The sequence below is a fragment of the Pyxidicoccus sp. M15 genome (assembly GCF_056858435.1).
In genome coordinates this window covers 8,620,294-8,639,307 of sequence record NZ_CM166495.1, presented here as the reverse complement: position 1 = coordinate 8,639,307, position 19,014 = coordinate 8,620,294, and the positions used below count along the sequence as shown (strand labels likewise).

At 71.2% G+C, this 19,014-nt stretch carries 15 protein-coding genes; 9 read left to right on the top strand and 6 right to left on the bottom strand.

All coding sequences use genetic code 11. The features are described 5' to 3' along the window. Window positions 1–83 precede the first annotated feature (83 nt). Both ACX9TP_RS31970 and ACX9TP_RS31965 read right to left on the bottom strand, forming a co-directional pair. Complete coding sequence (locus ACX9TP_RS31970; RefSeq protein WP_482974429.1) at window positions 84–812, bottom strand: laminin G domain-containing protein; 729 nt, start codon at window positions 810–812, stop codon at window positions 84–86. An 81-nt stretch (window positions 813–893) separates the two neighbouring features. Then, window positions 894–2,888, bottom strand: a complete 1,995-nt coding sequence (locus tag ACX9TP_RS31965) for a RecQ family ATP-dependent DNA helicase (protein WP_482974428.1) — start codon at window positions 2,886–2,888, stop codon at window positions 894–896. A 242-nt stretch (window positions 2,889–3,130) separates the two neighbouring features. Between ACX9TP_RS31965 and ACX9TP_RS31960 the strand changes: the two genes are divergently transcribed. The 5 genes from ACX9TP_RS31960 to ACX9TP_RS31940 all read left to right on the top strand — a co-directional run bounded on the left by ACX9TP_RS31960 (window position 3,131) and on the right by ACX9TP_RS31940 (window position 8,011). Next, a complete protein-coding gene (locus tag ACX9TP_RS31960; protein ID WP_482974427.1) occupies window positions 3,131–4,207 on the top strand; it encodes a fatty acid desaturase in 1,077 nt (358 codons plus the stop codon). An 81-nt stretch (window positions 4,208–4,288) separates the two neighbouring features. Beyond that, window positions 4,289–5,962, top strand: a complete 1,674-nt coding sequence (locus tag ACX9TP_RS31955; protein ID WP_482974426.1) for an amidase — start codon at window positions 4,289–4,291, stop codon at window positions 5,960–5,962. Window positions 5,963–6,041: 79 nt separating this feature from the next. Beyond that, on the top strand, window positions 6,042–6,407 hold the full coding sequence (locus ACX9TP_RS31950) for an ArsR/SmtB family transcription factor (RefSeq protein WP_482974425.1): 366 nt from the start codon (window positions 6,042–6,044) through the stop codon (window positions 6,405–6,407). A 15-nt stretch (window positions 6,408–6,422) separates the two neighbouring features. Further along, window positions 6,423–7,556, top strand: coding sequence for an ACR3 family arsenite efflux transporter (gene arsB, locus ACX9TP_RS31945; protein WP_482974424.1), 1,134 nt, complete (start codon window positions 6,423–6,425; stop codon window positions 7,554–7,556). 35 nt (window positions 7,557–7,591) lie between these two features. Next, the gene (locus ACX9TP_RS31940) at window positions 7,592–8,011 is read left to right on the top strand and encodes an arsenate reductase ArsC (protein ID WP_482974423.1); all 420 of its coding nucleotides are present in this window, start codon (window positions 7,592–7,594) and stop codon (window positions 8,009–8,011) included. 144 nt (window positions 8,012–8,155) lie between these two features. Here the strand turns inward: ACX9TP_RS31940 and ACX9TP_RS31935 are convergent, their stop codons facing one another. Continuing rightward, entirely contained in the window at window positions 8,156–8,815 is a 660-nt protein-coding gene (locus tag ACX9TP_RS31935; protein ID WP_482974422.1) for an SRPBCC family protein, read from the bottom strand. Beyond that, window positions 8,812–9,459: a 2OG-Fe(II) oxygenase gene (locus ACX9TP_RS31930; RefSeq protein WP_482974421.1), complete on the bottom strand. Its 648-nt coding sequence runs from the start codon at window positions 9,457–9,459 to the stop codon at window positions 8,812–8,814. The genes ACX9TP_RS31935 and ACX9TP_RS31930 overlap by 4 nt, the downstream gene beginning before the upstream one ends. 131 nt (window positions 9,460–9,590) lie before the next feature. Here ACX9TP_RS31930 and ACX9TP_RS31925 point away from each other — a divergent pair, with 131 nt between their 5' ends. Next, window positions 9,591–11,402: an ATP-binding protein gene (locus ACX9TP_RS31925; RefSeq protein WP_482974420.1), complete on the top strand. Its 1,812-nt coding sequence runs from the start codon at window positions 9,591–9,593 to the stop codon at window positions 11,400–11,402. A 12-nt stretch (window positions 11,403–11,414) separates the two neighbouring features. On the opposite strand, the gene ACX9TP_RS31920 is transcribed toward ACX9TP_RS31925, so the two are convergent. Next, window positions 11,415–12,065, bottom strand: coding sequence for a cobalamin B12-binding domain-containing protein (locus ACX9TP_RS31920; protein WP_482974419.1), 651 nt, complete (start codon window positions 12,063–12,065; stop codon window positions 11,415–11,417). 126 nt (window positions 12,066–12,191) lie between these two features. On the opposite strand from ACX9TP_RS31920, the gene ACX9TP_RS31915 reads away from it, so the two are divergent. From ACX9TP_RS31915 to ACX9TP_RS31905, 3 genes are read left to right on the top strand one after another with little or no spacing between them, the layout of a single operon-like run. Further along, the gene (locus tag ACX9TP_RS31915; RefSeq protein ID WP_482974418.1) at window positions 12,192–12,845 is read left to right on the top strand and encodes an Isoquinoline 1-oxidoreductase subunit; all 654 of its coding nucleotides are present in this window, start codon (window positions 12,192–12,194) and stop codon (window positions 12,843–12,845) included. Further along, window positions 12,842–13,309: a (2Fe-2S)-binding protein gene (locus ACX9TP_RS31910; protein WP_482974417.1), complete on the top strand. Its 468-nt coding sequence runs from the start codon at window positions 12,842–12,844 to the stop codon at window positions 13,307–13,309. Before ACX9TP_RS31915 ends, ACX9TP_RS31910 begins: the two co-directional genes overlap by 4 nt. Next, window positions 13,306–15,600: a xanthine dehydrogenase family protein molybdopterin-binding subunit gene (locus ACX9TP_RS31905; RefSeq protein WP_482974416.1), complete on the top strand. Its 2,295-nt coding sequence runs from the start codon at window positions 13,306–13,308 to the stop codon at window positions 15,598–15,600. Before ACX9TP_RS31910 ends, ACX9TP_RS31905 begins: the two co-directional genes overlap by 4 nt. Before the next feature lie 29 nt (window positions 15,601–15,629). On the opposite strand, the gene ACX9TP_RS31900 is transcribed toward ACX9TP_RS31905, so the two are convergent. Next, window positions 15,630–18,851, bottom strand: a complete 3,222-nt coding sequence (locus ACX9TP_RS31900) for a PAS domain-containing sensor histidine kinase (RefSeq protein WP_482974415.1) — start codon at window positions 18,849–18,851, stop codon at window positions 15,630–15,632. Between the last annotated feature and the right edge of the window lie 163 nt (window positions 18,852–19,014).

The following is a 19,014-nucleotide window of genomic DNA, read 5'->3' as shown; positions in this document are numbered from 1 at the left end:
CCATCGCCCTGCTACGGATAGGGGAGAGCCCGTTCCAGGGCAGCCCGCTTCTTGCGCCTGATTGAGGGAGCGGTGACGCCCGCTCAGTCGATGTTGAAGTACACGTCGTCGATGGCGCCGTGGAACTGGTCGTTGTTGCTGCCCGTGCTCTTGGCGCCGATGCCGACCGGCTGGCCCACCGGGCTGATGTCGTAGGTGGAGGAGATGAGCGCGCTGCCCCGGGCGACGTTGTCGACGAGGATGGTCAGCGTGGTGCTGGTGCGCTGGCAGGAGACCTTGTGCCAGGTGCCATCCGCCACGCCCACCGACGACTTGACGATGATGACCTGGGCGCCGCCCGTGGTGCGCACCACGCAGCTCGGCTTGCCGGTGACGGCGTCGTCGAGCTGCAGCTTCCACTGGGCCGTCGTGGACAGCCCCTTCTGCACCAGGTTGGAGCCGTGGTCCGCCGTCAGGTCCGCGAGCGTCAGGCGGACCCGCAGGCCGAAGGTGAACAGGGCCGTGCCGGGGTTCAGGTCCGCGGCGTCCGCCGCGCTGAGGTTGGCGTGCGGGCAGCTGGTGCCCGTGCACACCGCGGGAAACTGCACGCCCTGGCCCTCGTAGCCCGTCACCGGCACCACCGCGCCGCCATTGGCCGTCTGGACCGTGCCCGTGTGGCCCTTGCCGCTGTCGTCCACCACCGTCGTCACGGGGTTGGACACCGCCTCGAAGCGGTACCGCAGCTTCTGGCTCACCGCGCCCGCCGCCACCGGGCCCAGCACCAGCACCGCCAGCGCCGCACGCGTCATCACCTGTCCAGGATGTCTTTTCATGTCTTCCGGCTCCTTCAAGGACTTCGGGGAGACGTGAAGGTACCAGAAGGGGAGGGACACTCTCGACGCCGCCCTCTCGGCTCACACGGAGGGTGAAGGCAGCGCCTCACAGAAGCCGAGCACCTCGGCGAAGGGCCGGTCCTCCAGGGCGCCGAAGAGCTTGTGGTTGCCCAGCTTTGCGCGCGAGAGCGCGGGGCTGCTCAGCCCGCACAGGAAGCGCGCCGCCTGTCGTGGATGGCCGAGCGCCTCCGGGTGCTTCGAGGCCAGCGCGCGGAAGGCGGCCACGTCCAGGCCGGCGGGAAGGGGAGGCCGGGGACGCGGCGCGGGCAGCACCCGGGCCACGCCGGTGCGGCACCAGGTGCAGTGCCCGCAGGGGCGCTCGCGCCGCTGGCCGAAGTGGGCGACCAGGGCGTTGCTCTGGCAGCCGTCGTGCGTGACGAGCCGGAGCACCTCCTGCACGCGCGCCACCTCCTGGGCCTCGCGCTGCTGGAAGCGCTGGAGCAGCAGCGCCACCAGCGCCGGGCCGTCCTCGCGGGGGCGCAGCCGCGTGTAGCGCTGGCGGGGCTCGGAGACCTGCGTCTGCGCCAGGCCCTGCTCCTGAAGGTAGTCGAGCGCCTTCACCACCCGCTCCCGGGGCTGGCCGAGCGCCTCGGAGACCTCGGCCGGGTCCAGCGAGTACCAGGTGCGCCCCTTCTTCGCCTTGGCGAACACGTCCTGCACGAACTTCGCCCGCTCTCCCTGGAAGCGCCCCACCAACTCCTCCAGCGGCACGAGCGGCTGCACCTTGTAGCCCGCGTAGAAGGGCGTCCCCTGGCGCAGCACGCCCTCCAGCTCCAGGTACGTCAGCGCGGTGCGCAGCACGAGCGGCCGCAAGTCGTGCCGGTTGGACAGCGCGTACAGGTCGACGTGGAGCTCGGGGCCTCCCGCGAGCACCTCCGTCACCAGCCCCCGCAGCGCCTCCGGCGTGGGCATGTCCCCGTGGGAGAAGTTCTCCAGGGTGGGCACGTCCTCGGGGCAGGCGAACAGCTCCACCACGGACGGCGCGCCGTCGCGGCCCGCGCGGCCCACCTCCTGGCTGTAGCTCTCCAGGCCCTTGGGCAGGTTGTAGTGGTACACGGCGCGCACGTCCGCCTTGTCGATGCCCATGCCGAAGGCGATGGTGGCCACCACGATGCCGCGCCCCGAGGCCATCCACGCCTCCTGCACGCGCTCGCGGTCCCCGGACTCCAGGCCGGCGTGGTAGGCACTCGCGGGGAGCCCCTCCGCGGTGAGGGCTTCCGCCACGCGCTCCGCCGTCTTCTGCAGCGTGACGTAGACGATGGTGGGCCCGGGCGGACGCGACTTCAGCCGCTCGACGAGCAGCGCGTCCCGCGCGTCGGCGCGCACCGGCGTCGTCTCCAGCGTGAGGTTCTCCCGGTAGAAGCCGGTGACGACGGCATTCTCGTCGGGAATGGCGAAGCCCTGGCAGATGTCGCGCACCACCGCGGGCGTCGCCGTGGCGGTGAGCGCGAGGATGCGCTCGGCCCCGAGCTCCCGCGCCGCCTGCGCCAGCTTGAGGTAGTCCGGGCGGAAGTTGTGTCCCCACTCGGAGACGCAGTGCGCCTCATCCACCGCGAAGAGGGAGATGCGCAGCTCGCGCAGCAGCGCGGTGAAGCGCTCGTTGTTGAAGCGCTCGGGCGCCACGTAGAGCAGCTTCAGCGCCCCACCGCGCAGGGCCTCCGTCACCTCGCGCGACTCCTCCAGGGACAGGGACGAGTCCAGCCTCGCGGCGCGGATGCCCCTGCGTCCGAGTGCGTCAATCTGGTCCTTCATCAGCGCGATGAGCGGGGACACCACCACCGTGACGCCCTCCAGCAGCAGCGCCGGAAGCTGGTAGCAGAGCGACTTGCCGCCGCCCGTGGGGAAGACGGCGAGCGCCGCCGCCCCGGGCCCCAGCAGCGCCGTGAGCACCTCGCGCTGGCCGGGCCGGAAGTCCGTCAGCCCGAAGCGCTCGCGCAGGGTGCCCTCGAGCGTGGCTACGAGCGCTCCATCCACCTGCCCACCCCCAGCTCCCCGTCGCATCTGCTCTTCGTTCATTTCGCCCTCGTAACACCCTGCGTCGCTCGTCCGGGGTGACACATGGCACGGTTGCTGGTGTTTCGTGGCAGGACGCCCTGCTTGGGACGGGACAATCGTTCGGTCCAAGCGGTTTCGCCCGGAGTGTGAGAGAGTCCGGGCTCCCCAACGTGACGGACATCTGTCGGGTGTGGAGGCGATGCAGCCAGGCGCCCCGCCACCACACCCCTGTCGCGGGACTGGCCGCAAGCAGAAGGAGATGAATGGCTTTTCTGGATCGCATCCTCGACCCTCCCAGCTACGGCTATGAGCGTGACGGCAAGCTCTACGTGCCGACCCACCGGGAACTCACCACCGAGTTCTTCTCCCGGCTCAACGTCACCCGCTCCCGGAAGAACTGGTTGGGGCTCTTCGCCTGGGTGACGAGTCTCAGCTTCGGCATTCCGCTCGTCCTCTTCCTCACCCACCACTTCAGTTGGTGGCTGATGGCCGCGGGCTTCGTCTACAGCATGGTGGTCATCGGGACGCACGGAACCGTCTGGTTCCACCGCTACTCCACCCACGGCGCCTACCAGTTCAAGAACGCGTTCTTCCGCGAGCTGTGCCGCAACCTGGTCATCAAAATCGTGGTGGAGGAGGCGTACGTCGTCTCGCACCACGTCCACCACAGCTTCGCGGAGCAGCCTGGGGACCCGTACAACGCGCGCGCGGGCTGGCTCTACTGCTTCCTGGCGGATGTGAATCACCAGGCCATCAACAAGGACCTGGACCGCAAGGACTACGCCCAGCTCTGCAAGTTGATGAAGCACACGGGCGTGCGCCTCAACAGCTACGAGCAGTACCAGCGCTGGGGCTCGCTGTGCCATCCGGGGTATACGGTGCTGCACTTCGCCCTCAATTGGGCGTTCTGGTACGGCGCGTTCTTCCTCATCGGCGGGCACGCGCTGGCGCTGGCCCTCTTCGGCTGGGCCGGGGTGTGGGCCATCGGCGTGCGCACGTACAACTTCGACGGGCATGGCGGCGGCAAGGACCGCCGGCGCGAGGGGATCGACTTCAACACGCGCGACCGGTCCATCAACCAGTGCTGGCCGGGACTCATCACGGGTGAGTGGCACAACAACCACCACCTGTATCCCAGCGGCGCGCGCGCCGGCTTCCTGCCGTATCAGTTCGACCCGGCGTGGCTCTTCATCCGCTCCTGGGCGTGGATGGGCGCCATCACCTCGTACCGCGACTACAAGCAGGACTTCCTGGACCGCTACTACCTGCCGTCGCTGAAGGGTGCGAAGGTGCCCGACGGCCCGGCGCCCGAGCCAGTCCCCGACTCCAGCCCGTCCTGAAGCAGGCCCCCCGGCCCGCGCAGCTCCGGGCCGGGGCGCACCGCGCGCGGCGGAGCCCCGACAGCGGTAGTGTCTCGCCTCATGACCTACCAACGCAGCCCGGTGAAGGCGCCCCGTGTTTCCGGCATGGCGCTCAAGGCCTTCGTCAACACGCTGGAGAGCGGGGTTGGCTCCGTGGTGCTGGAGAAGCTGGTGCGCGACAGCGGCATCGAGCGCTGGCGCGAGCTGTCCGCGGGTGACGCGCCGCCCGTCCAGCTTCCGTTGCCGCACGGCGAGCCCGCGGCCCAGGTCCAGACGCCCCAGGAGCAGGCCTCGCGCGCCGTCGCCGCGTCCCTCGTGCCGAAGGAGCGCGAGACAGTCGCGGCCTACGCGCGTGCCTACCGCGAGGGCGGTGCGGACCCCGTGGCCGTGGTCCGGCGGATTCACGAGGCCATCCAGAAGCTGGATGACGGGAGGGAGCGCCTGGGCCTCTTCGTCGCGCGCAAGCCGGACGAGGTGCTGCGGGCCGCGGAGGCTTCGGCGGAGCGGCTGCGCGCGGGGCGCCCGTTGAGCGTGCTCGACGGCGTCCCCGTGGTGCTCAAGGACGAGGTGGACCTGGCCGGCTTTCCCACCACGCTGGGGACGAAGTTCCGCAACCAGATGGCCGCCGCGGACTCGACGGTGGCCGCGCGCCTCAAGGCCGCCGGGGCGCTCATCCTCGGCAAGGCCAACATGAACGAGATTGGCATCAACCCCATCGGGTTGAACCCGCACCACGGTGCCGCGCGCAACCCGTGGAACCGGGGCCACATCACCGGAGGCAGCTCCAGCGGCTCGGGCGCCGTCGTGGCCGCGGGCCTGTGCCCGCTGAGCATCGGCGCGGACGGCGGTGGCTCCGTGCGCATCCCCGCGGCCCTGTGCGGCATCGTCGGCCTCAAGGCGACGTGGGGCCGCATCCCCGAGACGGGGGTGCCGCCGCTGTGCTGGAACGTGGCCCACGTGGGGCCCATGGGGCTCACCGTGGATGACGTCGCCGCGATGTACGCGCTCATCGCCGGGCCGGACGGGCGTGACGTCGTCTCGCAGACGCAGCCGCCGCACCACCTGTCGGGCTATGAGAGCGCGGACCTGTCCGGCGTGCGGCTCGGCATCTGCTGGCCGTACTTCGAGGACGCGGACGCGGACGTGGTGGCGCGCTGCAAGGAGGCGGTGCGGGCGCTCACCGACGCGGGGGCCCGGGTGGTGGAGATTCCCGCCCCGGACCTGAACACGATTCTGTGGACGCACAGCTGCATCATCCTGAGCGAGATGGCGGAGGCGATGCTTCCTCACGTGAAGTCGCGCTCGGCGGACTTCGGCCTCGACTCGCGCACCAACCTCGCCATCGGCCGGCACTTCCGCGCCACCGACCTGATTCATGCGCTGCGGCACCGGCACAAGCTGACGCGCGAATTGCTGGCGCTCATGGCGGGCGTGGATGTGCTTGTCACGCCGACGACGGCGACGACGGCCCCGGTGATTCCCGAGGCGACGCTGCCGGACGGGGAGTCGAACCTGCCGGTGGTGGATGCGCTGATGCGCTTCGTGCGCCTGGCCAACCTGACGGGCTTCCCCGCGCTGTCCGTGCCGGCCGGCTTCGACGGCGCGGGCCTGCCGGTGGGCGTGCAGCTCACCGGGCGGCCGTACGAGGAGCACCTGCTGCTGCGGCTGGGGCGCGTGGTGGAGCGCGCCACGGAAGCTCGCACGCCCTCCCTCCACGTGACGGCCCTGCGCTGACCTGGCAACAGGTCCGTTGCGGGAATGTTGCAAACGACTCCAGGCCAGAATCAGGACATGCGCATATTGTGATGTCGTCATGTCCCTGCCCGCTGCTGCCCTGGATGTCCGCTCGGCCTCCCGTCTCTTCAAGGCGCTGGGGGACGAAACGCGCCTGCGCATCGTCGCGCTCCTCAGCCACGGGGAGCTGTGCGTCTGCCACTTCGAGTCCGCGCTCGGGCTGACGCAGTCGAATACCTCCCGCCAGCTCGCCGTGCTGAAGAACGCCGGAATCGTGGAGGCCCGCCGCGACGGGAGCTGGATCTACTACCGACTGGCCCCGCAGCTGGACGAGGTGTGCAAGGCGCAGCTCAAGGCGCTGGTCGCCGCCTTCTCCAAGCGCGATGTGCTCCGCGAGGACGTCGAGCGCCTGCTCGAGAGCCGCGGCCCCAATGCCTGCAAGTAACCCAGGAGCCTTTCCATGACCGCCGCCGCTCCTTCCGCCAGCATCGTCAAGAAGCTCTCCGTCATCGACCGGTTCCTGCCGGTGTGGATTTTCGCCGCCATGGGCCTGGGCATCGGGCTGGGCCGGGCCTTCCCGGACCTCGGGGCGCGGCTGGACACGGTGAAGCTGGACACCGTGTCGCTGCCCATCGCCATCGGCCTGTTGTGGATGATGTACCCGGTGCTGGCGAAGGTGCGCTACGGCGAGCTGGGTCGGCTGCACACGCGCGGCAAGCTCTTCACCACGTCCCTGGTGCTCAACTGGCTGGTGGGGCCGGTGCTGATGTTCGCGCTGGCGTGGCTCTTCCTGCCGGACCTGCCGCACTACCGCAACGGCCTGGTGCTCATCGGCCTGGCGCGCTGCATCGCCATGGTCCTCATCTGGAACATGCTCGCGTGCGGCAGCAATGAAGTGGCCGCCGTGCTGGTGGCCCTCAACTCCGTCTTCCAGATTCTCTTCTACTCGGTGCTGGGGTGGCTCTTCCTCACCGTCATCCCCGGCTGGCTGGGCGCGGATGTCACCGCGTTCGACGTGTCCATGTGGAGCATCGCCAGGAGCGTGCTCATCTTCCTGGGCGTGCCCCTGGTGGCTGGCGCGCTGACGCGCATCTGCCTCAGCCGGCTCAAGGGCGAGCAGTGGTACGAGCAGCGCTTCCTGCCACGGCTGGGGCCCACCGCGCTGCTCGGGCTGCTCTACACCATCGTCCTCATGTTCGCGATGCAGGGGGAGAAGATCACCCGCCTTCCGCTGGACGTGGTGCGCATCTCCCTCCCGCTGGTCGTCTACTTCATCATCATGTTCACCAGCGCCTTCTTCCTCTCCCGGAAGCTGGGCTTCAGCTACGAGGAGACGGCGTCGCTGTCCTTCACGGCGGCGGGCAACAACTTCGAGCTGGCCATCGCGGTGGCGGTGGGCGTCTTCGGCATGGCTTCCGGTGAGGCGCTGGCCGGCGTGGTGGGGCCGCTCATCGAGGTGCCCGCGCTCATCGCCCTCGTCTACCTTTCGCTCTGGCTCAAGCGCCGCCTCTTCCCTGAATCCCGTGACGCGCTGCTGCCCGGCCGCTTCGACGGCAAGGCGCCAGCGTCCCGTCCGGACGAGGCGGGCCTGTGAGCACGTCCCCCGATACGAGCTCCGGAGGCCTCACGATGAACACGGTCATCTTCGCCTGTGTGCACAACGCGGGCCGCTCGCAGATGGCGGCGGCCTTCTTCAACGCGCTGGCGGACCCGGACAGGGCGCGTGCCGTGTCCGCTGGTACTCAGCCAGGGGCGCGCGTCCACCCGGAGGTCCAGGCCGCCATGGCCGAGGTGGGCATCGACCTGTCGGGCGCCAGGCCCCAGCGCCTCACAGACGAGCTGGCCCAGGGCGCTCAGTGGCTCATCACCATGGGGTGCGGTGACGCATGCCCGTACGTGCCGGGGTTGAAGCGCGGCGACTGGCCGCTGGAGGACCCCAAGGGCAAGCCCGTGGAGCGTGTGCGCGAGATTCGCGATGACGTGCGCGCCCGCGTCGTGGAGCTTCTGAAGCACGAAGGCTGGGCGCGCCAGGCTGGCGGTGTCTCGTAGGAGGCCACCCGGTCCTCGATGCCCTGGTTGTAGACGCGGGTGATGCTCGCCATGTCTTGGTGCGGTTCATGGAGGCCGTGCGCCGCCTGGAGCTGGACGGCATCACCTTCCACGAACTGCAAGCGCGCTAGTGGCGCCGCGGGACTACGAGCCCGGTTCCGACACCCGCGAGCGCAGCACCGCGCCCAGCGCCTCGGCCGTGTCCGCTGGGAGCCGGGCGAGGTGCGCGTAGAGCACCTCCTCCACCTGCGCCACCGTCTCCGCCGGAGCGCCGGCCTCCCGCAGGCCGGCGAGCACCGTGTAGGCCGCCGCGCCGAGCGGCCCGACGAAGCCGCGCGACTCCTCCCAGAACTCCTCGAAGCAGGGCACGGCGTCCCCGGCGGCGACGCGGACCAGCCGCCCCAGGCACGCGCCCCACCAGGCGCGGTGGGCCTCCAGCGCCTCGGCGGTGGAGAAGGGCCCCTGGCGCACCTCCACGCGCGTGCCGCCATTCACGGGCCGCAGGGCGATGGCGGCGCGCGTCGCGTCCGCACCCAGCCCTCCGCCCTCCCACGCCATCTCCAGCTCCAACCCCTCGCCCGGCGTCACCGAGAGAATCTGCCCGCGCTGCATGAAGGGCGCACCGCTCGCGTCGATGAGGCTCACCTGGAACGGCTCACCGGACGCCACGTCGCCGGTGGCCCCGGTGCGGTGCCCTCCGGGCGGCGCGCCGTACCAGCGGCGCAGCCGGAAGGGGTCTCCGAAGGCCGCGAAGACGTCTTCCGGGCCCTGGGCCAGCCACACATCCATCGTCAGCTCTCTCATGCCATCCCCGCGCGGGTGCGAACCTCGAAGCGCGGGACGCCGGCCCGCAGGGACTTCGGGACGCGGTACTGCTCTACCACCAGGCTGATGCGCGCCCCCGACAGCGCCGGGGCGCCCGCGTCGATGGCGGCGACCTCGTGCGTGAGGTCCCCGCGGAACACCACCAGCGTGCGCGGCACGGGCTTGAGCGCCGCCACCCGGTTGCCCCGGTGGTACAGCCGCAGCTCTCCGCCCGAGAGCGTCTCCGGCACCTGGACATAGAGCACGCTCACCGCCACCGGACAGCCGATGCCGGCGCCGTAGAACTCCAGGCTCCGGTCGATGTGCGCGCCCACCCCGCGGCCCTCGCGCACCAGCAGCGGGTTGAGCAGGAAGGTGTCGCAGTCCGGCAGCAGCGCCGTGTCCAGGTAGGGCGCGAAGGCGGGGAACAGCGCCGTCACCTCCGACAGGGCCTCCCGCTGGAAGGTGATGGAGAAGCCATACGTCCCGGAGAACTGTCCCGACAGGTTGGAGTCGCCGAGCAGCGAGGAGCCGAGGATGGCCTCGCGGATGGACTCGACGGTGGCGGGCGGCAGGGCCTCGGGCGTGCGGTGGACGAAGCTCTGGAGGCGGAAGGCTCCGCCCCACGGTGGCTGGAAGCGCATGCACACACTCTAGCCCACCCTTGCGCCAGGCAGGCAGCGGCGCGGGTGGACCCAGCGAGCCGAAGGACCCCGAGTCTGCCTGCTTCTGTTCTGGGCACCGCGCCCTGCCCATCTCTACGGGAAGGGTGGCGATGACCATGGAGGGTAACGTCCAGAGCATCCTGCGCTCCCCCGAGCGTCTGGCCGCACTGCGCCGCACCGCCCTCATGGACACCCGGGCCGAGGAGGGCTTCGACCGCCTCACCCGCCTGGCCTGCCGCATCCTCCGCGCCCCCATCGGCCTGGTGAGCCTGCTCGATGACGCGCGGCACTTCTGCAAGAGCTGCATCGGCCTGCCGGAGCCCTGGCTGAGCCGGCGCGAGCTTCCGCTGTCACACTCGCTCTGCAAGTACACCCTGGCCGCCGGAGACACCCTCGTGGTGACGGACGCCCGCGAGGACCCCGTGCTCCGGGAGTGCCTGGGCGTGAAGGAGCTGGGCGCGGTGGCCTACGCGGGCGTGCCGCTCGTCAGCGCCGGGCAGACGCTGGGGACCTTCTGTGTCCTCGACACCGTCCCGCGGCACTGGACGGAGGACGACATCCACATCCTGAGGGACCTCGCGGCCGCGGTGATGACCGAGGTGGAGCTGCGGGCCACGCGCGAGCTGGAGATGGAGGCGAGGGCGGAGCACGCGCGCCGCGAGGAGGCGGAGGACGCGCGCCAGCGGATGGCGCTGCTGGCGGACGCGGGCGCGCTGCTGGCGGACGTCTCCCGGAGCGAGGCCGCGCTCGAGCGGCTGACCGAGCGAATCATCCCCGACCTGGGCGAGCTGTGCGTCGTGGAGCTGCTCGGCGACGACGTGCCCTTCTCCTCCGGCCCCTGGCTGGCCCACGTGGAGCCCGCGGGCCTGGAGCGGCTGCGCGCCACGCTGTCCTCGCCGGAGGCACAGGACGCGTGGCAGGCCGGCGAGGCGTCCGGGCCCCTCCGGCTCTGCCTGGACGCCTCGCCTTCCACCCGGCGGGGACTGGAGTCGCTCCTCCAGCGGCTGGACGTGCGGTGCCTGCTGCGCGTCCCGGTGCTCACGGCCGAGGGACTGGAGGGGCTGCTCTCGGTGGGGCGTGACTCGCGGCCCTACCAGGACGTGGAGGTGGAGGTGGCGCAGGCGCTCGCGGGGCGCATCGCCGTGGCGCTGGAGAACGCCCGGCTCCTCCAGAAGGTGCGGGAGGGCATCCGCTCCCGCGACGAGTTCCTCTCCATCGCCGCGCACGAGCTGCGCACGCCGCTGACGCCCCTGAAGCTGCAGCTGGAGACGCTCCGCCGCAGCGTGGCCGCCGCGGGCCTCGAGGACGCGCGGGTGATGCGTCATTTGGCGCGCTCGTCGGCCCAGGTGCAGCGCCTGGCGCAGCTGGTGGAGCGCCTGCTGGACGTGTCGCGCGTGGCCACCGGACGGCTGGGGCTGCTGCTCGAGGAGCTGGACCTTTCCTTCCTGGCCACCGAGGTGACGGACCGCTTCCGCGAGGAGGCGGAGGCCGCGGGCAGCCGGCTGGAGGTCCACACCCCCGGCCCGGTGCGCGGCGTGTGGGACCAGCTCCGGCTGGAGCAGGTGCTGTCCAGCCTCCTGTCCAACGCCATCAAGTACGGTGCCAGCCGACCCATCAGCGTGACGGTGGAGGGCCATGGCGCGCTGGCGCGCCTGTGCGTGCGGGACCAGGGCATCGGCCTCAAGCGCGAGGACACGGGCCGCATCTTCGAGCGCTTCGAGCGCGCGGTGTCCCCCCATCACTATGGCGGCATGGGGCTGGGGCTGTACGTGGCGAAGCAGATCATCGAGGCCCACGGCGGCACCATCGTGGTGCGCAGCCATCCGGGGCAGGGCTCGACCTTCACCGTGGTCCTCCCCACCCAGGTGCCGCCCCGGCAGGTCTCCTCGGAGCAGGGCGCCTCCGCCGCCTCGGGCGCGTGAGGCAGGTCGCGCTCAGGGGAAGAAGAGGTGTCCGCCCGTGCTGCCTCGCGTGAGGTCCAGCAGCTCCTCGGAGGTGTGGACCACGGACCAGGTGCCCTTCGTTTCAGGCACCAGGCTGCCGGCCATGCGCCCTCCGGCCACGAGCGGGATGTTCGGCGTCGTGCGGTGCAGCAGCTCCAGGGTGAGCCGCGCGTCCTCGAGGCGCTCCGGCATGGACACGGAGAGCCCGACGAAGGCGGGCTGCTCGCGCGCGACGAACAGCGCCAGGTCCCGGGCGGGCGTGTCCGCTCCCAGGAAGCGCACGTGCCAGCCGTCGAGCGCCAGCACCTGGGCGACGAGCCGCGCCCCGAGGACGTGCCGCTCGCCGGGCACGCAGGCGATGACGGCCCGGGGCCCGCCCTGGTGCCACCCCAGGCCGGGCAGCAGCTGGGTCAGCAGCTCACGCAGCAGCTCCGAGGCGGCGTGCTCCTCCGCCACCGTGATGATGCCGTCGCACCAGCGGTCTCCCACGGCCTGCATGACGGGCCGGGCCAGCGCGTCCACGAGGAACGCGGCGCCGCCTTCTTCCAGGTAGTGCTGCACCGCCTCGAGCACCGTCCCGCTATTGCCCACGAGGAGCGCGTCCGCGACGACATCGGGAGAAGGCAACCGTGTGGGGGGCAAGACACCCACCTCCTGAGACTCGGGTTCCACCTGGGAACGTGGGGGTTGCGCACCGTCGGTGCAAAGCCCCTGGGCCCGTAAACATTCGGCTTGTGGTGGCGCTGCACTTGCTGGAGCCTTGTCCCGATGCAGCCAACTCTCCAGGTCTTGGCTCCGCTGCTCGTCCTCCTGGCGGTAGGAGGATGCCGGCGTGAGCCCGAAGCGGGTACGGCGCAGAAGGTCGCGCTCCCCGAGGTCGCCGCCAACGCGCTCCGCGCTCCCCAGGACTTCGCGGTCATCGCCGCCCCGGCGGAGCGCTCGAAGGCGCTCTTCCTCGAGGCCAGCCGCGTGCTCCTCCACCCGCGCTGCGCCAACTGCCACCCCAGCGGCGACGTGCCCCTCCAGGGCATGGACGGACAGCCGCACGACCCGCCGGTGGTGCGCGGGCCGGAGGACAAGGGCGTCGCCGGCATGGAGTGCACCAGCTGCCACCAGGACCGGAACCTGGCGCACGCCCGCGTGCCCGGCGCGCCGAACTGGCACCTGGCGCCCCTGGAAATGGCGTGGGTGGGCAAGAGCCCGCGCCACATCTGCGAGCAGATGAAGGACCCGAAGCGCAACGGCGGCAAGACGCTGGCGCAGATTGTCGAGCACAACGCGCACGACGAACTGGTGGCCTGGGGCTGGAGGCCCGGGTGGGACCGCGAGCCCGCGCCCGGAACGCAGGAGCAGTTCGGCGCCATCATCGCCGCGTGGGTGGAGACGGGCGCGGAGTGCCCGAACGAGGAGGCACGGCCATGACGATTCACGTCCGCGTCAACGGTGTGGAGAAGGAGCTGGAGGTCGACCCGGAGATGCCGCTGCTCTGGGCGCTGCGCGACGTGCTCGGCCTCACGGGGACGAAGTACGGCTGCGGCCAGGCGCTGTGCGGCGCGTGCACCGTCCACCTGGACGGCCAGACGGTCCGCGCGTGCGTGACGCCGGTGCGCCGCGCGGAGGGCAGGTCGGTGACGACGATTGAGGGCCTGTCGCCGGACGGCAGCCACCCCCTGCAGAAGGCCTGGTGTGATTTGGGCGTCCCGCAGTGCGGCTTCTGTCAGGCGGGGCAGATCATGAGCGCGGCGGCGCTGCTGGCGAAGAAGCCGAAGCCGACGGACGCGGACATCGACCAGTCACTCGCCGGCAACCTGTGCCGGTGCGGCACGTACACGCGCATCCGCGCGGCCGTGAAGAAGGTCGCGGGCCTCTCCGAGGAGGAGCCATGAGCCGGCGCCTCCAGTTGATTTCGCGGCGCTCCTTCCTGGAGGGGCTCAACCTGGCGGTGGGCGGGCTCACCCTGGGCCTCTTCTCCGCCGAGGCGCTCGCGGCCGAGCCCACCGGACGCGCGAGGAAGAATCCGAAGTCGGCCTCCCCGGCGATTGAAGACGGCACCCCGGGGCTCAACCCGAATGCCTTCGTCCACGTGGCCCCGGACGGGCTCGTCACCATCGTCTGCCACCGCTCGGAGATGGGGCAGGGCATCCGCAGCTCGCTGCCGGTGCTCATCGCGGACGAGCTGGGCGCGGACATGGCCCGCGTGCGCATCCTCCAGGCGGACGGCAACAAGGTCTACGGCGACCAGAACACCGACGGCTCCAGCAGCGTGCGCGGCGTCTATGACGACCTGCGCCGCGCGGGCGCCACCGCGCGCACCATGCTGGTGGCGGCCGCCGCGAAGCGCTGGAAGGTGAAGCCGGAGGACTGCGAGGCGCGAAACCACGCCGTCTTCCACCGCGACGGGAAGCGGACGCTGGGCTTCGGCGAGCTGGCGGACGAGGCGGCGCGGCTGGCCGTCCCCGAGGCGAAGTCCGTCAAGCTGCGGCCGAAGGCCGAGCTGCGCAACGTGGGCCGGCCGCTGCCGCTGCTGGACGGGCCCGCCTACGTCAACGGCTCCGCCGTCTTCGGCGCGGACGTGACGCTGCCGGGCATGCTCGTCGCGGTGATTGCGCGGCCCACCGTCGTGGGAGGCAAGGTGGCGCGGTACGACGCGGCGAAGGCGCTCGCCGTCCCTGGCGTGAAGCGCGTGGTGGAGCTGCCCGCGCCCGAGAAGCCCTACGTCTACCAGCAGTGGGGTGGGGTGGCGGTGCTGGCGGAGAACACCTGGGCGGCGCTGAAGGGCCGCGCGGCGCTGGACATCACCTGGGAGGACGGGGCGAACGCGTCGTACGACTCGAAGCAGTACCGCGAGGCGCTGACGGCGTCGGTGCGCGCGCCGGGCGTGGCGGCCCGCAACGTGGGTGACGTGGACAAGGCGCTGGCCGGGGCGGCGCGCGTCGTCGAGGCCGAGTACTACACCCCCCACCTGCCGCACGTGCCCATGGAGCCGCTCGTCGCGCTGGCCCGTGTGGACGGCGGCTCCTGCGAGGTGTGGGCTCCCACGCAGAATCCCCAGGACGCGCAGGAGGTGGCCGGGAGCATCCTCAAGATTCCGCCCGAGCAGGTGAAGGTCCACGTCACCTTCCTCGGCGGCGGCTTCGGCCGCAAGTCGAAGGCGGACTTCATCGCCGAGGTGGTGTGGCTGGCCCGCGAGGTGGGCGCCCCGGTGCGCGTGCAGTGGACGCGCGAGGACGACGTGCGCCACGACTACTACCACTCGGTCAGCATGCAGCGGCTGAGCGCGGGCCTGGACGCGGACGGCAGGGTGGTGGCCTGGCTCCACCGCACGGCCTTCCCGCCCATCGCCTCCACCTTCTCACCGGCGAACCGGCCCAGCGCGCGGGACTTGAAGCAGGGCGTGACGGACCTGGCGCTCGCCGTGCCCAACGTCCGCGCGGAGACGTGCGAGGCCCCCGCCCACGTCCGCATCGGCTGGCTGCGCTCCGTCTACAACATCTTCCACTCCTTCTCGGTCAACTCGTTCGTGGACGAGCTGGCCCATGCGCGGGGCGTGGACTCGCGCGACATGCGCCTGGAGCTCCTGGGGCCGCCGCGCGTGGTGACGAAGGAGGAGCTGGGCGTCCGCGAGCTGGACAACTACGGCCAGTCCCTGGACGAGCACCCCATCGACACCGGGCGCATGCGGCGCGTCGTCGAGCGGGTGACGAAGCTTGCGCGCTGGGACGAGCGGAAGAAGGACGGCCGGGCGCTGGGGCTCGCCGCGCACCGCAGCTTCCTGTCCTACGTGGCCGTCGTCGCGTCGGTGGTGAAGGACGCGGCCGGCAGGCTCCGCGTCGACGAGGCGTGGGTGGTGGTGGACGCCGGGACGGTCATCAACCCGGACCGGGTGCGTGCGCAGATGGAGGGCTCGGTCATCTTCGGGATGAGCCTGGCGCTGCACGGAGAAATCAGCATGAAGGGCGGCGCGGTGGAGCAGTCCAACTTCCGCGACTTCAAGCTGGTGCGCATCCACGAGGCGCCCCGGAAGATTCACGTCGATATCGTGGAGAGCGACGGTGCGCCCGGAGGCATTGGCGAGCCGGGCGTGCCTCCCGTCGCGCCGGCCATCGCCAACGCCGTCTTCGCGCTCACCGGCACGCGCGTGCGGGAGCTTCCGCTGGCGCGCTCGCTCCAGGTCTGACGTCCCCCCAGCGGGCGGCGGTGCAGCGCTCAGTGCATCGTCGCGCCCGGGGGGCGCTCCACGGTGAGCGGCAGCTCCACGGTGAAGGTGGCGCCCTGGCCCTGCCGGCTCTCCGCCCGGATGGTGCCCTGGTGCGCCTCCACGATTCGCCGGCTGATGAAGAGGCCCAGGCCCAGGCCGCCATAGTTGCGGGTGGAGACGGCGCGCCCGAACTTCTCGAAGATGCGCGCCATGTTCTCCGGGGCGATGCCGATGCCCTCGTCCCGGACGCTGAAGCGGGCCCTGTCGCCCGCCTGCTCCGCCCGGAGCACCACGGGCCGGCCCGGCCCGTATTTGATGGCATTGGACAACAGGCCCCGCGCCACCTGCTCCAGCCGGTGGCGGTCCCACCAGCCCACGACGGGCCCGGAGGACTCGAGGACGAGCTCACACCCCGCATGGGCGGCCTGGGTCCGGAACTGCTCCGCCACCGCGCGCAGGACGGCCGCCAGGTCCGTCGCTTCCCGCTTCAGCGCCAGCGTCTCGCCGGTGAGCTGGGTCACGTCGAGCAGGTCATTGATGAGGGCAGTGAACTTGCGCAGCTGCAGGGAGGCCCCTTCCGCCGTGGCCAGCACGCGCTCCCGGAGCTTGTCTGCAGGGCCGCCCGCGCGGGCCTCGCGCGCGAGCCCCTGGAGCTTTATCTGCAGCGGCGTGAGCGGCGTCTTCAGCTCGTGGGAGGCGACGGTGAGGAACTCGTCGCGCAGCCGCACGGCTTCCTGGAGCCGGGCCTCGGTCTGCTTGAGCCGCGTCACGTCCTGGAGGGCGAGCACCGCGGTGGCCGGGTGGCCGTGCATCGCCGGGAGCAGCTCCGAGTCCGTGAGCAGTGAGTACGTCCCCGTCTCCGTGTGCCACACCGCGGGGACGTGCTGGAGCCGCTCGCCGCGCGCGGCCCGCGCCCCGGGAATCTGCTCCCCGGGAATGGGCCGCCCCGCGTCGTCGGTGATGCGGTACACGGCGTCGTAGCCCTCGGTGGGGATGCCCAGCGGGAAGGTGCCACCCGCCATCCGGTGGGCGGCCTGGTTCGCGAAGAGGGCCCGTCCGGTGCCGGGCTCCAGCAACATGAAGGGGGTGGGGAGGAGGTTGAGCACCGACTCCAGCCACTGCTGCTGGTTGGACAGGTGCGCCGCCAGCTCCTCCGCCTTCTTCCGGGACTGGACGTGCTCCGTCACGTCCATGGAGAAGGACATGACGGAGTCCACCTGCCCGTTGGCGTCGCGCAGCGGCACGTAGGCGATGTTGAAGTAGCGCTCCTCCCACACGCCGTCTCCCCGGGGGCTCAACCGGGCGGGGGCCTCCCGCTGTTCGAAAGGCTTGCCGGACTCGTAGACGCGCTGCAGCTGCCGGGAGTAGTCGTCGCCGTTGCGGGTGCGCTTGACGAGCTCCCGCAGCGACTGGCCGCTGAGGTCCAACCCGGACGCATAGCGCCGGTAGAGGGGGTTGACGAGCGTGAAGACCTGGTCGGGGCCGAGCAGGAGGGCCATGGCCGCCGGGACGTTCATGAGGACGTCGTAGAGGCGCGCCCGCTGCACCTCCACCTCGGCCTCCGTGCGCTTGCGGTCGGTGATGTCATGCACGAGGGCGACGAAGCCCTTCACCTGCCCCTGGGGCGTGCGCGTGGGGACATAGGTGGACTGGACGTGCAGCATCCGCCCGTCCCGGAGCGTCAGGGCGCTCTCGTAGCTGACGGTCTCCCCCGCCAGGGCCCTGCGCATCCAGTCCTTCAGGTGGGCATACCCCATCTCGCCGGACAGCCCGCGCACCGGCTGGCCCGTCAGCTCCTCGGGGTTGAGCCCGAACCACGTATCGAATGCCCGGTTGCAGAAGACATAGCGCTCGTCGCGGTCGACGTAGGCCACCAGGGCGGGGAGCGCGTCGGTGATGGCGCGCAGCTGGTGCTCACGCATGCGCACCACCTCGCGGCTCTCCTCCAGGGCCGCCTTCGCGAGCACCTGCTCCGTCACGTCGCGCTGGGTGCCCCACACGCGCACCAGCATGCCGCGCTCCACCACGCCGACGAGGTTCGCCATCCGCACGTGCTCCACGCCCGCCTCGTCCTCCTGGCGCGTCTCCACGTTCTCCATCCGGTAGCCCAGGCGGATGAAGGGAAGGATGGCCTGCTCGACCTGGGACGGGTGGTGGGTGAGCAGGGCAATCATCTGCTGCAGCGTGGTGCCCAGCATCTGCTGCGCCGATGCGAAGCCCGTCATGCGCGCCATCATCTCGTTCGTCTCGGCGACGGCACCTCGGGTCAGCAGCGCCTGGGCCTGCGCGTCCTCGGGCAGGCGCGTGTCGATGGGCGGCTCGATTTCCATCCGCCAGATGCCCTCGGTGCTCTGGGCGACGAAGGTGCGGTAGCGCTCGTCGCTCTCGCGGAGCGCCTGGGTGGTCCGCCGCAGTGCACGCTCGGCGCGCTTGTGCTCGGTGATGTCCTCGGCGGTGGAGATCCACTCGCGCACGAGGCCCCGGTCGTCGAGCACCGGGACGCTCCGGATGATGGTGTCGCGGTATGAGCCGTCGTGGTACCGCAGCCGCGCCTCGCCCCGGTAGGGGTCTCTCAGCTCGAGGGTCGCGGCCCACTCCGACACGAAGCGCGTGCGGTCACCCGGGTGGATGGCGTCGAGCCAGCCCAGCCCCAGGTGGGCGCCATGGCTCTGTCCCGTGAAGGCGAGCCAGTGGGGTGCCGGCTCCACCAGCTCTCCGCGGCCGTTGGTGGTCCACACCGTCTGCGACATGGACTCCACCAGGGAGCGGTAGCGCTGCTCGCTCATGCGGAGCGCCCGGTCCGCGTGCTTCGACTCCGTCGTCTCCACCACGGTGATGCCGATGCCATGCATGGCGCCGTTGGCGTCGCGCACGGGGTAGTAGTTCACCAGGAAGCAGCGCTCGGCTCCGCCGTCCTTGTGGGTGGAGCCGAAAATCTCCAGGTTCAGCGCCGGCTGTCCCGTCTCCAGGACCTGCCGGTAGTGCGGCTCGACGAAGGGCCACAGCTCGGGGATGACGTCGCGCACCTTGCGGCCCAGGTGGGCCTGGCGGGGCAGCCCGTTCATGTGGGCCAGGGCGTCGTTGATGTGGATGAAGCGCAGGTCCAGGTCCACGAAGGCCAGGCCCACCGGAGCGCTCGCGACCATCGTCTCGAGGAACAGCCGCGACTGTTCCGCGGAGATGCCCTCGATGGCTTCCCTGTCCGTCAAGCCCGCGCCATGACCCAACACGTGCGCTCCTCCAGAGGGCTCACCCTGGAGGAGCCCGCAGGGTGGTGGTGCCCGCTCGGCCCCTCCAGCCCGGGCACCCTTCCTGGAGTGTGCGCATCTCGGATGCCCGTCGGGAGAAGCGGGCCGGGAGGAGGCGCCTCGTGCCCACACCCGCCCGGTCCCG